This is a genomic window from Saccharothrix hoggarensis, assembly GCF_052936025.1.
Genome location: NZ_CP193624.1, coordinates 1,211,421 through 1,225,635 on the forward strand (window position 1 = coordinate 1,211,421; position 14,215 = coordinate 1,225,635).

Below are 14,215 nucleotides of genomic sequence, written 5' to 3' on the forward strand. Positions count from 1 at the left end.
CAGATCTCCATTCCATCGGGGCGGCTTGTCGGCAGGGGGGAGCCGGACCAGATCCGCGGAGACGCCCGGAAGCGTCCAAGCGGAGCATGGCACAGGAAGGTCACGGCGGTCATCACCCAGTTCGCACTTCGCCAACTGGGCACTACGCCGGCACGGGACTCTCAGAGGCGTTGAACGGCGGGCACAGAGCGTAATGAGACGGAGAGGAGTGCTCACCGCAGTTCCCGCTTGAGCACCTTCCCGGTCGCGTTGCGCGGCAGGGAGTCGACGAACACCACGTCACGCGGCACCGAGAACCGGGCAAGGTTGTCGCGCACGTGCTCGCGCACCGCGTCCTCGTCCAGCGCGCCGGGTTCGTCGCACACCACGTACGCGGCGAGGCGGTGGCCGAACTCCTCGTCCGGCACGCCGACCACGGCCGCCTCCCGCACCCCGGGAAGGCCCGCGAGCAGGTCCTCGACCTCGCGCGGGTACACGTTCTCGCCGCCGGAGACGATCATCTCGTCGTCCCGCCCGGCCACGAACAGCAGCCCGTCGTCGTCGCGGTACCCGACGTCGCCGGTGGCCATCAGGCCGTCGCGGACCTCTTTGCCGCTGCCGTTGGTGTAGCCGTCGAACAGCATGTCGTTGGCCACGAAGATGCGGCCGGTGACGCCGACGGGCACCGCGTCGCCGTGCTCGTCGAGGATCGCGAGGCGGGTGCCGTGCGGCGGCAGGCCGGCGGTGTCCGGGCGTCGGCGCAGCTCGTCCGGACGGGCGATGCTCACCCACGACACCTCGGTCGAGCCGTACAGGTTGTAGAGGACCGGGCCGAGATCCCGCAGGCACCGCCGCGCCACAGGTGGCGGCAGGGCCGAGCCGCTGGACGCGACCACCCGCAGGTCGGGCAGGTCCGGACGCCCGTCGACGTCGAGGACGCGGTGCAGCATCACGGGGACGACGAACAGCGCGTCGCAGCGGTGCCGGCGGGCGTCGGCGACGGTCTGCTCCGGGTCGAACTTCCGCCGCAGCACGAAGGTCGCGCCGAGCACGAGCCCGATCTGGAACGCGGCCAGGCCCCAGGTGTGGAACAGGGGCACCGGCACGGAGAACCGGTCGCCCGCGCGCAGCGGTATGCGGGACAGCAGGGCGGCGGCGGGCGTGAGGCTCGCGGGTTCCGGCCGCCTGGCGCCCTTGGGCGCGCCGGTGGTGCCGGACGTCAGCACGATCATCCGGCCGCGCGGCGGGCGTCCGGGCAGCGGTGTGGCGGGGGAGTCGGCGATCAGCTGGTCCAGCGTCCGGCTCTTGGTGGCGCCGTCGACCCACGCCATCACCCGGCGGACCTTGCGCGGCGCGTTGGCCAGCAGGGCGCGGAACTCGGTGTCGGCGACGACCACGGTGACGTCCTGCTCGCGCAGCACGGTCGCGACCTGGGCCGGGCTCAGCCCCGTGTTCAGCAGCACGGTGTGCGCGCCGAGCTTCACGCACGCGGTGACGGTCTCCACGAAACCGCGGTGGTTGCGGCACAGCACGGCCACCTTCGAACCGGCCCGCACGCCCAGGTCGTGCAGGCCGTGCGCCAACCGGGTGGTCCGCTCGTCGACCTCGGCGTAGGTGAGCGTCCCGGCGTCGTCGACGATCGCGGGCCGGTCGGGGTGCCGGGCGGCGCCGGTCGCGAACCCGAATGCCACCGTGACGCCCCACCGCAGGAAGGCGTCCACGACGCCGAGCAGCCGGTCGGGGCGCATCGGCCGCACGACACCGGCGCGCACCAAGGTCGCCAAGGCGCGCAGCGCGCCCACGACCCGGTTCACCGGACCACCCGCGCGAACCCGGAGGCGGCGCCGCTCGCACCGGCCGTCACCCGGCTGGACGCGGCCGGCGCGCACGCCGGGCGGGCGACGGACCTCGATGGGGTGATCAGGGCTCCCGAGCTGGAGGCGTAGGTGCTCACAGCCCGATACTGGCACTACCTACCCGCGAGTAGGAAGAGGGCGGGCGAAATGGGGGTCAGTTCTCCGGGGTGCCGGACGCGTTCACCACCGCGTCGCGCAGGGCCGCGCGCAGGCGGCCCACCTCCAACGGCGTCAGCACGGCCGCCTCGCCCGGCGGCACGGTGACCACGACGTGGCCCTGGCTGACGAAGACGGTCATGTCCCGGCGACGGGATGCGATGTCGCGGCAGGAAATCTGCCACTCCTTGCCTGTACCCACGGCCCCCAACCTCCAGCTGTGTCGACACGGGGTGCTCGGACCAAACCGGGCGCTCGCGGGGAAGAGACGCACGCGGGTTGGTGCCATGACGGGGAATTCCCGTCGGGCGACCGTGCCGAGCTGTCGCTAGCGTCGCATGGGGACCTCATCCAGTCACCTGGAAGCGTGAAAAAGGGCAGAGTGGCAACAGATCGTAATAATCGGATCGGGGTCGGCCGCCGCCGATGACGCGGGCGTCGGTGATTGGGTGGTGAATTCAGTCGACGGGGTGCGTCACAGGCACGACCCGGTGTCGGCCCGGTGGTCGGACGCGATCAGCCGCTCCAGCAGCTCCCGCAACACGTCGGCCTCGCGCGGTTCCAGCCCGGCCGTGAAGTCCCGCTCCACCGCGAGGTGCAGCCGCTCGACGTCCGCCTGCACCGCCCGCCCCGGATCGGTGATCACGGGCACCCGCACGCGCCGGTCGCCCGGGTCCGGCCGCCGCACGACCAGGCCCGCGCGTTCCAGCCGGTCCAGCTCGGCGGTCAACGTCGTCTTGTCGAGGCCGAGGGCCTGGCCGAGCGCGAGCTGGGTGCGGCGGGACTCCTCGCCGGCCAACGCGGTCAGCACGACCTGCCCGCGCGTGGTGATGCCGTGCCGTGCCGCCGCCTCCTGCGCGACCGCGCCCAACTTCTGCGCCGCGCGGTGCAGCAGCCAGTTGAGGCCCGCACGACCGGCATCGGCGGCGACGTCCATGCCGTCGACCCTACCCGCGACATAGTCCCAGCTCGGAGCATCTTCACCGGGAAGTGCGGGCGGTCGACCGGCGCCGCGTCCTCCCTTCACCCGATGGGGGTGGCTGCACCGGACTGACACACTGGTCCGCGAAGTCGGGAGGTGCGATGTCCGAGTCGATCGCCGCGGCCGTCGTGCGGGCGGCCGAGTTGACCGCCCGCGGCCTGCCCCGCAAGGCGATCGACCTGCTCCGGCCCGTCCTGGTCGCGAACCCCCTGCACGGCGAGGCGTGGTGCCGGCTGGCCGCCGCGCACCTCGACGCCGGCGAGCCCGACCCGGCGCTGGACGCGGCGAAGCGCGCCCTCGTCCTCAACGGCGACACCGTGTGGGCGCAACGGCTCACCGCGCTGGCGTTGAGCGAACTCGGCCGGCACGCCGAAGCCGTCGTGGCGGCGCGGGAGTGCGTGCGCCGCAAACCGGACGACTGGCGGTGCCAGGTCGTGCTCGCCGAGGTGCTGGCGGAGGACCCGAAGGGGCTCCACGAGGCCGTGGACGTCGCCCGGCGGGCCGCCCACCTGGCGCCGTCCGAGGCCCGTGCGTTCCAAGTGCTGGGTGACGCCGCCCTGCGGCTGCGGGACTGGGGCACCGCCGAACGCGCCTACCGCACCGCGCTGCGGCTGGACCCCGGCGCCGACGACGTCCGCGCCAACCTGGGCACGGTGCGGCGCAAGCGCGGCGGCGCGCCCGTGCCGCCGCCGTCCGCCGAGACCTTCGCCGCCGCGCACGCCCTGGTGGGGCCGGCGCTGTCCCGGCTGGCCGCCCTGCTCGTCGCCGGCGGGCTGCTCCTGCTGCTGGCCGGCATGCCGAAGCCGACGCCGCTGCTCGGGTGGTTCTCCGGCCTGCTGGTCGTCGGCTGCCTCGCCGTCGTGGGGCAACTCCTGCTGCGGGCCCGGCGCGGGGTGCGGCGGGCGTTGGTCCGGCTGCCCCGGCACCGGCCCGGGATCGCCATCGTCCTCGCGCTGTTCGGCCTGTCCGCGCTCGTGCTCCTCGGGTGGACGGTGGCGCTCTTCCTCGGCGCGACGACGATGCAGCCGCTCGTGGTCGCCTGGCTCTGCGCGCTGCTCGGCGGAGCCGTGGTCGTCCTCGGCGGCGGTCGCTAACCTGGACGTCGAGGAGGGGCGGATGACCCGACGCGCGGTGCTCGCGATCCTGGCGTTGATCGCGGGTTTCGTCGTGTCCGGACCCGGCCCCGCCACCCCCGTCGACGTCGTCGCCGTCTCCGCCACCGTGGACGGCGCCCACCTGCCCGGCGCGGCCACCCGAGGCGCCAACGCCGTGCACCCCGTGCAGGTCCACGTCGGCCAACCGCTGGACGGCGTGCAGCCCGCCGTCCACGTCACCCCCGCGCCGCCCGTCCGGGTGGACGTCCTCGACCCGACCCACCGCGACCCCGAGCGGATCGGCCGGACCCCTCTCGGCGACCGCGCGCCGCCCACGACCTCCGGTAGCTGAACCCACCCCGTTCACCTCATCCGGAGGTCTCTTCACCATGCCGCGCCCCAGCGCGCGGCGAGCGCTCGTCGTCCGTGGGCTGCTTGCCCTCGGCGTGCTCGCCGCGTCCACGTTCACCCTGCTCACCGTCCAACCGCGCCTCGGCCTCGACCTGCGCGGCGGCACCCAGGTCGTGCTGGAGACACCGTCCGAGGCCACGTCCGACGCCACCGACCGCGCGATGGAGGTGCTGCGCCGCCGGGTGGACGAACTCGGGGTCGCGGAACCCGTCCTCGCCCGGTCCGGCGACCACCGCATCGTGGTGGAGCTGCCCGGCGTCCAGGACCCGACCGAGGCCATCGACGTGCTCGGCCGCACCGCCCAGCTGCGCGTGCAGCCGGTGACCGGGCTCGGCGACGTGCCCACGCCCGAGGGTGACGCGATCAGCCTCGGCGACGTCGTCATGACCGGCGAGGGCATCAAGGACGCCCGCGCCACCCCCAACCCGCAGGGCGTCGGCTACCTCGTCGGCGTCGACTTCCAGGGTGACGCCCCGCGGGCGTGGCAGCGGGTGACCGCCGAGGCCGCGTGCTCACCGCCCGGCGACCCGAAGCGGCGGGTGGCGTTCGTGCTCGACGGCGAGGTCGTGTCCGCGCCGCAGGTCGACGTCGGGACGGTGTGCGGCACCGGCATGATCGGCGGCAGCACGCAGATCACCGGCCGGTTCGCCCAGGCCGAGGCCGAGGAGCTGGCCCTGGTGATCCGGTCCGGCGCGCTGCCCGTGCCGGTCGAGGTGGTCGAGCAGCGGACCGTCGGCCCGACGCTCGGCGCCGAGGCGATCGAGGCGAGCGCCCGTGCGGCGATCATCGGCGTCGCGCTGACCGGGCTGTTCCTGGTCTTCGTGTACCGGCTGGCCGGGCTCGTGGCCGTGCTGGCGCTCGGCGGGTACGCGGCCCTCGCGTACGCCGCCATGCTCGCGATCGGCGCGACGCTGACGTTGCCGGGGTTGGCCGGGTTCGTGCTGGCCATCGGCATGGCCGTGGACGCCAACGTGCTCGTGTTCGAGCGGTCGCGCGAGGAGTACGCGCGGCGCAAACGCCTGCCCCGGTCCGTCGACCAGGGTTTCCGCGGCGCGCTGAGCGCGGTCGCCGACTCGAACGTCACCACGCTGCTCGCCGCCGGCCTGCTGTTCTGGCTGGCGACGGGTCCGGTGAAGGGGTTCGGCGTCACGTTGTCGATCGGCGTGCTGGCGTCGTTGTTCAGCGCGTTGGTGCTGAGCCGGGTGCTGTTGCAGCTCGTCATGCCGCTGCTGGAACGGCGGCCGCGGTGGAGCGGCCTGCACTCCCTCGGCCGCGTCCGCACCTGGCTCACCGCGCGCGGCATCACCCTGTTCCGGCGTCCGGGCCGGTGGCTGGCGGCCGCCGGGCTCGTGCTGCTCGCCGCCGTCGCCGGGCTGGTCGTGCGCGGGCTGGAGCTGGGCGTCGAGTTCACCGGCGGACGGGTGCTGGAGTTCACCGCGGCCTCGCCGGACGCCGGCCGCGTGCGCGCCGAGCTGGCGTCGGCCGGGTTCGCCGACGCCGTCGTGGTCACCTCCGGCTCGGACGGCGTGTCCGTCCGCACGGGTCCCGTCGACTCGGCCGCCGCCGTGCGGCTCGGCGAGGCCGTCGACCGGGCCACCGGCGGCGCGGAGCAGGTGAGCAACGAGCTGATCGGCCCCAGTCTCGGCTCCGAGCTGCGGCGCAACGCGGTGGTCGCACTGGCCATCGCGGTGGCCGCGCAGCTGGTGTACCTGGCCGTCCGGTTCGACTGGCGGCTCGGCGTGGCCACGGTGGTCGCGTTGGTGACGGACGTCGTCGTGCTCGTCGGCGTGTTCGCGTGGCTGGGCAAGACGGCCGACGCCGTGTTCCTGGCAGCGCTGCTCACCGTCATCGGGTACTCGGTCAACGACTCGGTGGTGGTGTTCGACCGGGTGCGCGAACTGCGGCGGACGCGTGCGCCGTTCCCCGAGGTGATGAGCACCGCGGTGCTGCAAACCCTGCCGCGGACCGTGAACACCGGCATCGGCGTGCTGTTCGTGCTGGCCGCGCTGCTCGTCCTCGGCGACGGCTCGCTGGCCGACTTCGCCACCGCGCTGCTGATCGGCCTGGTCGCCGGCACCGTCTCCACCGTGCTCACCGCGGCCCCGGTGGCGATCGCGCTGGAACGTCGTCTGTCGCTTGTGGACAAGCGCCGCTGAGGTCCCTCCCGAAACGCGCGCCCGTGTAGCAAGGTGGACCCATGACGGGATTCGCCACGTACCAGAACGAGATCTACCTCCAAGGCCTGGCGGGGAACGTGCCGCCGTTCACCACCGACCCCGAGGGGTTGGAGGAGTCCGCTCGGGAGCGGTTGGGGCCCGGGCCGTTCTGGTACGTGGCGGGTGCGGCGGGGTCCGGGGCCACCGCACGGGCCAACCGGGAGGCGTTCGACGACTGGCGGATCGTGCCCCGGATGCTGACCAACGCCACGGAACGGCACCTCGGGACGTCCTTGCTGGGCACGGACATGCCGGCGCCGGTGCTGCTCGCGCCGGTCGGCGTGCAGTCGATCCTGCACCCGGACGGCGAGCTGGCGACCGCGCGCGCCGCCGCGGAGCTGGGGGTGCCGTTCGTGCTGTCCACCGCCGCCTCGCACACGATCGAGGAGGTCGCCGAGGCCGCCGGCGACGCCGCCCGGTGGTTCCAGCTCTACTGGCCCAACGACCCGGACGTGGCGGCGAGCATCCTCGACCGGGCGCGCAAGGCCGGGTACCGGGTCCTCGTCGTCACGCTCGACACGTGGACGCTCGCCTGGCGCCCGCACGACCTCGACCGGTCGTACCTGCCGTTCCTGCGCGGTGTCGGCACGGCGATCCCGTTCTCCGACCCGGCGTTCCGGGCCGGTCTCGCCGCGCCGCCGGAGGAGGACCTGCCGATGGCGATCCTGCGGTGGGTGCAGCTGTTCACCGGCACCGACAAGTCGTGGGACCAGCTGGCGTTCCTGCGCGAGCACTGGGACGGGCCGATCGTGCTCAAGGGCATCCAGCACGTGGACGACGCGCGCAAGGCCGTCGACGCGGGCGTGGACGGGATCGTCGTCTCCAACCACGGCGGACGGCAGGTCGACGGCGCGGTCGGGTCGCTGGAGGTGCTGCCGGAGATCGCGGACGCCGTCGGCGAGCGGGTCGAGGTGCTGTTCGACTCCGGCATCCGCAGCGGCGCGGACATCGTCAAGGCGCTGGCGCTGGGCGCGAAGGCCGTGCTCGTCGGCCGCCCGTTCGCCTACGGCCTGGCGCACGGCGGGCAGGTCGGCGTGCGGCACGTGCTGCGCGGCCTGCTCGCCGACTTCGACCTCACCCTGGGCCTGTCCGGGCACCGCAGCCCGGCCGAGCTCAACCGCGAGGTGCTGCGTCGGCGTTGAGCTGCCGCAACCGGTTCTGCACGGTGGCGAAGTCGGCCGGCTGCACGGTGAGCCACGTCGTGCCGTCGCGGCCGGGCGCCTTCGCCGACAGGTACCGGCCGGTGACCGTGTCGAAGTACGTCAACGGCGCCGCGCACCGCTGCTTGCGGCCGAACCGGTCACGGCGCGCCGCGTACAGCTGGCCGCCGCCGAGCCGTTCCTCGGCCAGCAGCTTGCGCACCTGCTGCACCTCGGTCACGTGCGCGCCGGTCGGCCGGCTGGACTGGAGGAACGACCCGCCGTCCTCGTCCGGTCGCGGCTGGCGCGGCCGGTCGGTCAACGCGTCGGCGGGCAGCGACAGCACGCCGCCGCGGCCCGGTTTCGCCTCCGGCAGCGCCGACACGAGCGACGGCACGACGTCCTCGACCCGCACCGGCTCCAGCACGAAGTGCTTGTCCGCCCGCAGCACCACGCGCAGCGCCTCGTCACCCGACTGCGCCACGAGCGCGGTGCGCGTGTCGTCGTCGCCCTGGTTGAAGAACGCGTAGTACTCGACGGAGGCGTCGGCGATCAGGCGCAGCGACCGGCTCAGGTCGGGGTGCACCTGCCTGCCGCGCGCCAGCCCCAGCCGTTCCAGCTCGGCCCAGCCGCGGCTCGCGAGGTCCGCCAGACCCGAGAGGTCGCCCTCGGCGAGCCGGCCCTCGTCGAAGTCGACCTGCGTCAGCAGCGCGTTGTGCAACGTCGGCAGACCCTCGGCCTGCCAGGCGTTGTAGAGCGCGACGACCGGGATGGCGACCCTGGTGCGCAGCACGTTCCCCCCTGTTCGCGTTCAGCTACTCGCCGATGACCGGCGGGGCGACCATCGTGCCGTCACCGAAGATGTCCTCGGTCTCCTGCAGGTACGACGCGGCCTTGTGCTCCTTGTCCTCGTCGCCCTGGCCCCCGCCCGCTCCGGCGCCCATGCCCGCGCCCATGCCGGCCGCACCCACGCCGCCGCGACCGGCCGCACCCGCGCCACCGGGCCCGAAACCGCCCGCGCCGCCGCCCGGCCCGAACCCGCCGCGGCCCTCGCCGTGACCGATCGCGCCGGACATGCCGCCGGGTCCGAACCCACCGGGTCCGCCGCCCATGCCGGGCATGGGCGGCATCCGCCCCGGACCACCGACACCGCCGCCTCCGCCACCGCCACCACGGTTGGGGCCGCCCCCACCACCGGGAACGCCCGGCATGGCCGGTGGCCGGTTGCGGGGGTTGTTCGGGTGGTTGGGGTTGCGCGGGTCGTTCGGGTTGCGCGGGTCGTACGGGAGCTGCGGGATGTGGGGCAACCGCGGGTCGACCGGGTTGCGCGGGTCGACCGGCAGCGGCGGCGGGCGGTGGCCGATGTCGGGTGGCAGCTTGATCACGTCCACCGACGACTTCCTGGTGGTGCCGTCGTCGTTCACCAGGGGCGGCGGAAGCGGCGGCGGGTCGACCCGCGACGGCTTCGTCGTGCGCGAGTCGTCCCCGTTCTTGTCACCGGTGCCCGTGGTGCTGCTGGTCGTGGTGTCCGTGCTGGTGTTCTTGTCGTCGCCGCCGGTCCGCTCGCCGGTCTTGCGCGGATCGTCGATCTCTTCCTTCTCGACCTCGACGCTGCCGTCCACCTCGCCCGGCGACTCGAACGTCGGCAGGGCGCTGATGGCCGTCTCCACCCTGGCGCCGTAGTCGTTGTACACCTGCACGTTGTGCTGGTTGACCTGGGAGTGCTCCTCGACCGCCTGGTCGTAGTCGGTGTCCCAGGGCATCGCGTCGTTGTACCAGGGCTTGTCCGGCACGGCGACCGGGGGCATGACGTTGTGCGACGCGTCGCGGAACGCCAGGCTGATGTCCGCGCTCGACCTGCCGGCCGTGACGGCGCTGGTCCCGGCGGTGTCCGACCAGCTCGCCAACGGCGTGGTGCCGGCACGGGCCGCGTCACCGGCCGCGCCCTCCCACGACGCGCCCGAGTCCCGCACGGCCCGGTTGATCAGCTCGCTGACCTCGTCCTGGCCCTCGGCGATGCCCTGCCACGTCCGCTCGCTGGCGTCGGTCAGCTGGGACGGTCCCTTGCTCTCCGCGAACCAGCCGTAGATCTTGTCGGCCCCGACGCCGACGCACATGAGCTCGGTTCCTGCGACCGTCATGGGCCTACCCCTTCAGGTTTCCGACCACGAGCGCGGCGACCTCGGCGCCCACGGAGCACGGGGCGGTGTACGCGGCCGAGTCCTGGTCGTTCACCGCGATCTGGATCATGAACGCCTTGCCCTCGGCCACGGCGACGGAGGTGGTGCACTCCCCGTGCTTGCCGTCGAGGAGGTCGGTGTTCAGTGCCGGGTAGCCGGCGACCTCGATCGGTTGGAACACGGGGAACTGGGAGCGCCGGGCGTACGCGGAGTTCAAGCCGTCGGCGTTCGTCATGATCGTGCCGCCGATGCTGGTGCCCCGGCCCGGGTCGTCCGGCTCCCACTGGCAGGTCGGACCCACCAGGTCGTCCTCCTTCGCGCCCGGCTTGGTGATGCCCCGGGCGGCCAACTGGTCGGCCTTGAGCAAGTCGCACGGACCGCTGAGCTTGCCGAGGTCGAGTTCCGGCCCGGTGACCGCGGGCGCCTCACCCGTCGACGGCTTGTCCGGCTTCGACTCCGACGTCGCGGTGGACGTGCTCGCGCCGTTCGTGGTCGTGACCGGCTTGGCCGTGCCGTCGTTCACCGACGTGCAGCCGACCAGCACCGTGAACGACACGGCCGCGACTGCCAGCACTGCTCGCCTCATCGACTACTTCCCTCCGCCGTTGAAGGCGTCAGCGGTTGCCTCGTCCTGGCCCTTGTAGTTGGCCAGGGATGCTTGGATCTTCTGGATGGTCTTGGACAGCGCCTCGGCCGCCTTGTTGTTGGCCCAGGCGTAGCCGCCGACCTCGGGGCCCGCCGTCCGCTGGATCGCCTCGATCACCAGGGCGCTGTAGGGATCTTTGGCGGTCGCCGGCAGGAACATGAGCTGCGAGACGTTCCGGTTGAGCTCCTGCAGCTGGTTGCGCGCCTCGGCGAGGCCGTCGATCAGCTTCTGGGCCTGCTCGGGGTCGACGCTGAACTCCGTCTGGGTCGCGACCAGCATCGGCGGCGGTGCGCCCACCATGCCACCTGCCGCGCCGCCCACGACGTTCACCGTGTCGGCGACGAACCCGATCCGCTCCGCGCCCCCGCCGGATTCGGCGTCCCACATCGCACGCGCTCCCCTCACGCAAAAAGCCCCCGGCTGATGATGGCACAGGGGCTTCGCCCCGTCGGGGGTATCGCGATGGTTACTCCTGGTGGGGGACGGGCGTCCGATTCGTTCAAGACCCGGGGCCGCGAGCGGCCTACCGTCGGGCGCATGATCGAAGCAGCTCGTTCCTTCCTCTGGCACAACGCGCGCGTCCTGGAGCAGCGCCGGTTCCTGCACCTCTTCGACGGCGGACCGGCGGAGCCCGTGGTGGCGGCGGTCCTGGCCCACCGGAACGACGACGGCGGGTTCGGGCACGCGCTGGAGCCCGACGGGCGTGGGCCGACGAGTCAGCCGTTGCACACCTACACGGCGTTGTCCCTGCTCGACGAGGTCGGCGAGCGCGGGTACGGCGAGGCGGCGTGCGGGTTCCTGGCCGGCGTCGCGAACGCGGACGGCGGCGTGCCGAACTGCCTGGCCACGGCACGCGACCACCCGCGGGCGCCGTGGTGGCAGGTGGGGGACGAGAGCGACCTGCTGATGACGGCGCTGCTGGCCGGCGTGCTGCACCTGACGGGTGCCGAGCACGCGTGGCTGGACGGGGCCACGGAGTTCTGCTGGCGGCGGATCGAAGGACTGGCCAAGTCGCACCCGTACGAGGCCGCCGCGTGCGTCCGGTTCCTCGACCACGTGCCGGACCGGGCGCGGGCCGAGCGGGAGGCGGAGCGGTTGGGCGCGTTGGTGCGCGAGCAGGGGCTGGTCGACCTGGGCGAGGGGCAGGCGCCCGAGGGGTACGCGGCGGGCGAGACGCACAAGCCGCACCACTACGCGCCCACGCCGGACAGCCTGGCCCGGCGGTGGTTCGGCGACGACGAGATCGACGCCGACCTCGACGCGTTGGCGGCGCAGCAGCAGGACGACGGCGGGTGGACGTTCCCGTGGCCCGCGTGGACGCCGGTTACCACCTACGAGTGGCGGCCGATCGTCACGATCGAGGCGTTGTTGACGTTGCGTGCCTACGGTCGGATCAGCTGACCCAGCGGCACGCCGGCCAGGTCGCGGACCTCGCGGGACAGGTGGGCCTGGTCGGCGTAGCCGGTGCGGTGGGCGATGTCGGCGAACGGCACGCCCGCCCACGCCAGCTTGACCGCCCGGTCGAACCGCAGCACGCGGTGCAGCACCTTGGGGCCGTAGCCGAACGCGGCCAGGCTGCGCCGGTGCAGCTGCCGGGCGCTGAGGCCCAGCGACCAGGCCAGGTCGCCCACGGTCGTCGTCGGCACGGCGGACGCGATCGCGCCGACCGCCGGGTCCGGCGGCGTCTCCCGCAACCGGGCCGACGCGGCGGCCGCGAGCACCGCGCACGGGTCGCCGGCGGAGTGCAGGGCGTCCGCCAACGCGGGCGACGGACCCCACAGCTCGGCCAGCGGAACCCGCAGGTCGCGCAGCTCCGCGGCGGGCACGCCGAACACCGCCGGTCCCACGCCCGGACCGAACCGGACGCCGAACAACGTCCCGGGCCCCATCGACGTCACGTGGCCCACGGTGTCCGGGCCGGCGACGAACAGCTCACCGGTCGCGGTCGAGTAGATGATGTCCGTGCACCCGTCCGGCACGACCCGGCCGACGGCCGCGACGTCCGTGGTCCGCCGCCACAGGCAGGCCAGACCGGGGAACGGGCGTTCCGCGTACACCTCGACGATGGTAGTGGCGGACCGCGCGGGAGGAGGAGGCGCGCGCGGCCCGCCACGGGCACTCAGGTGCCGAACCTGATCCAGTTCACGCTCACGTACGGCGCGGGCTGGCCGCTGGTGAACGTGATGTAGACGTCGTGCGTGCCCGTCACCCCGGAGATGTTCGCGGGCACCGTGCGCCAGCTCTGCCAGCCGCCGGTGTTGGCGATGGCGAAGCTGCCGATGGGCGGCGCGGTGGGGCTGTCGAGCCGCACCTCGACCAGGCCGCTCACCCCGCCGGACGCCCCGGACGCGGCCCGTGCGACGAACTGCGTGGCCGTGCGCGTGCCGAACCGGACGCCGGAGAACCGCAGCGAGTTGCCGTTGCGCAGCTGCGCCACCGTCTGGCCGCCGTCACCCGCCTCGATCACGCCGCCGGACCGCGCCGTCGCCTGCTCGGCCTGGATGTCGGCGAACGCGTCCCAGCCGGTGCCGCCGGGCGGGTTGGTGGTGGTCGTGGTGGTGGGCTGCGTGCCGCCGCCCGCCGTCCACACGGCCACGTAGTCCACCAGCATCGAGTGACCCGGCACGGTCGCCGCGGTCGGTGTCGCGTGACCCGCCACGCCGTTGGGGAACGCGCCGCCGATGGCCAGGTTCAGCAGCAGGAAGTAGCCCGCGTGGCTGGTCATGTTGTTCCACGTGGTCGCGTCGAACTGGCTCTGGTTGACGCTGTGGAACTGCTGCCCGTCGACGTACCAGCGGAACGCCTTGGGCGAGGAGCTCTCGTCCCACTCGAACCGGTAGGTGTGGAACGCCGACTGGCACGTCGCGCCGGGGCACGTCCGGCTCGCGCCGAGGCCGTTGGTCTCGTTGCACGGCCCGCCGGGGTTCACGCCGCAGTGCAGCACGCCCCACACGGAGTTGATGCCGTTGACGTTCTCCATGATGTCGAACTCGCCGATGGCGGGCCAGTTCCAGTAGTTGCCGCGGTAGGGCGAGCCGAGCGCCCAGAACGCGGGCCAGTAGCCGAGCGCGGCCTGGCCGGTGACGTTCGGCATCTGGATGCGGCCCTCGATGGCGAGCTTGCCGCCCGCCGGCGGCTTGAAGTTCGCGCGCTGGGTCTCGATGCGGGCGGACGTCCAGTTGCCCGCGCCGTCGCGCAGGGCGGTGATGCGCAGGTTGCCCGCGCCGTCGAGCTTGATGTTGTTCGTGCTGTTGGTGTAGTTCTGGATCTCGCCGGTGCCCCAGTTCCCGGGTCCGCCGGGGTAGCCGTGGCCGAGGTCGAAGATCCAGTTCGCGGACGACGGCAGGGTGTTCGCGGCGCCGGTGAAGTCGTCGCTCCACTGGAGCGACCAGCCCGGCGGGGTCGGCGGCACCGCGGCGTTCGCCGACATGCCGGCGATCGCGAGCGGTACCGCGGTGATCAGGGCGACGGCGGTCGCCAGGACGCGTCGTCGGTTGCGGCTGAACTCCACGCGTGACCTCCTTGTCACTGTGTTCGGCACGACAACGAATTCCGT

At 73.4% G+C, this 14,215-nt stretch carries 15 protein-coding genes; 5 read left to right on the plus strand and 10 right to left on the minus strand.

Going from position 1 to position 14,215, the window contains the following annotated elements; genetic code table 11:
* Positions 1-212 precede the first annotated feature (212 nt).
* The 4 genes from ACRAKH_RS06060 to ACRAKH_RS06075 form a co-directional block, all read right to left on the minus strand.
* Complete coding sequence (locus ACRAKH_RS06060) at positions 213-1,793, minus strand: AMP-binding protein (RefSeq protein WP_380722576.1); 1,581 nt, start codon at positions 1,791-1,793, stop codon at positions 213-215.
* Positions 1,790-1,933, minus strand: a complete 144-nt coding sequence (locus ACRAKH_RS06065; protein ID WP_380722577.1) for a hypothetical protein — start codon at positions 1,931-1,933, stop codon at positions 1,790-1,792. Before ACRAKH_RS06065 ends, ACRAKH_RS06060 begins: the two co-directional genes overlap by 4 nt.
* A gap of 56 nt (positions 1,934-1,989) precedes the next feature.
* A complete protein-coding gene (locus ACRAKH_RS06070) occupies positions 1,990-2,193 on the minus strand; it encodes a hypothetical protein (protein ID WP_380722579.1) in 204 nt (67 codons plus the stop codon).
* A gap of 273 nt (positions 2,194-2,466) precedes the next feature.
* The gene (locus ACRAKH_RS06075) at positions 2,467-2,928 is read right to left on the minus strand and encodes a MarR family winged helix-turn-helix transcriptional regulator (RefSeq protein ID WP_380722580.1); all 462 of its coding nucleotides are present in this window, start codon (positions 2,926-2,928) and stop codon (positions 2,467-2,469) included.
* A gap of 146 nt (positions 2,929-3,074) precedes the next feature.
* Between ACRAKH_RS06075 and ACRAKH_RS06080 the strand changes: the two genes are divergently transcribed.
* From ACRAKH_RS06080 to ACRAKH_RS06095, 4 genes are read left to right on the plus strand one after another with little or no spacing between them, the layout of a single operon-like run.
* Complete coding sequence (locus tag ACRAKH_RS06080) at positions 3,075-4,067, plus strand: tetratricopeptide repeat protein (protein ID WP_447009674.1); 993 nt, start codon at positions 3,075-3,077, stop codon at positions 4,065-4,067.
* A 22-nt stretch (positions 4,068-4,089) separates the two neighbouring features.
* Entirely contained in the window at positions 4,090-4,419 is a 330-nt protein-coding gene (locus tag ACRAKH_RS06085) for a hypothetical protein (RefSeq protein ID WP_380729821.1), read from the plus strand.
* A 37-nt stretch (positions 4,420-4,456) separates the two neighbouring features.
* The gene (gene secD, locus ACRAKH_RS06090) at positions 4,457-6,634 is read left to right on the plus strand and encodes a protein translocase subunit SecD (RefSeq protein WP_380729823.1); all 2,178 of its coding nucleotides are present in this window, start codon (positions 4,457-4,459) and stop codon (positions 6,632-6,634) included.
* Positions 6,635-6,675: 41 nt separating this feature from the next.
* Positions 6,676-7,836 (plus strand): lactate 2-monooxygenase, encoded by a 1,161-nt coding sequence (locus ACRAKH_RS06095; protein ID WP_380729824.1) that lies wholly within the window; start codon positions 6,676-6,678, stop codon positions 7,834-7,836.
* On the opposite strand, the gene ACRAKH_RS06100 is transcribed toward ACRAKH_RS06095, so the two are convergent.
* The 4 genes from ACRAKH_RS06100 to ACRAKH_RS06115 are packed head-to-tail and all read right to left on the minus strand — an operon-like array spanning position 7,808 to position 11,046.
* Positions 7,808-8,626 carry an ESX secretion-associated protein EspG gene (locus ACRAKH_RS06100; protein WP_380729827.1) on the minus strand — a complete coding sequence of 273 codons (819 nt, stop codon included), beginning with the start codon at positions 8,624-8,626 and terminating at the stop codon, positions 7,808-7,810. The genes ACRAKH_RS06095 and ACRAKH_RS06100 overlap by 29 nt on opposite strands.
* 22 nt (positions 8,627-8,648) lie before the next feature.
* A complete protein-coding gene (locus tag ACRAKH_RS06105) occupies positions 8,649-9,974 on the minus strand; it encodes a hypothetical protein (RefSeq protein WP_447009675.1) in 1,326 nt (441 codons plus the stop codon).
* A gap of 4 nt (positions 9,975-9,978) precedes the next feature.
* On the minus strand, positions 9,979-10,599 hold the full coding sequence (locus tag ACRAKH_RS06110) for a DUF3558 domain-containing protein (RefSeq protein ID WP_380730278.1): 621 nt from the start codon (positions 10,597-10,599) through the stop codon (positions 9,979-9,981).
* Positions 10,600-10,602: 3 nt separating this feature from the next.
* Complete coding sequence (locus tag ACRAKH_RS06115; protein WP_380730276.1) at positions 10,603-11,046, minus strand: hypothetical protein; 444 nt, start codon at positions 11,044-11,046, stop codon at positions 10,603-10,605.
* Between the two features lie 150 nt (positions 11,047-11,196).
* Here ACRAKH_RS06115 and ACRAKH_RS06120 point away from each other — a divergent pair, with 150 nt between their 5' ends.
* On the plus strand, positions 11,197-12,060 hold the full coding sequence (locus ACRAKH_RS06120) for a hypothetical protein (protein ID WP_380730274.1): 864 nt from the start codon (positions 11,197-11,199) through the stop codon (positions 12,058-12,060).
* Here ACRAKH_RS06120 and ACRAKH_RS06125 read toward each other — a convergent pair.
* The gene (locus ACRAKH_RS06125; RefSeq protein WP_447009676.1) at positions 12,042-12,716 is read right to left on the minus strand and encodes a helix-turn-helix domain-containing protein; all 675 of its coding nucleotides are present in this window, start codon (positions 12,714-12,716) and stop codon (positions 12,042-12,044) included. The genes ACRAKH_RS06120 and ACRAKH_RS06125 overlap by 19 nt on opposite strands.
* Before the next feature lie 62 nt (positions 12,717-12,778).
* Positions 12,779-14,170 carry a carbohydrate-binding protein gene (locus ACRAKH_RS06130; RefSeq protein ID WP_380724463.1) on the minus strand — a complete coding sequence of 464 codons (1,392 nt, stop codon included), beginning with the start codon at positions 14,168-14,170 and terminating at the stop codon, positions 12,779-12,781.
* Positions 14,171-14,215 lie beyond the last annotated feature (45 nt).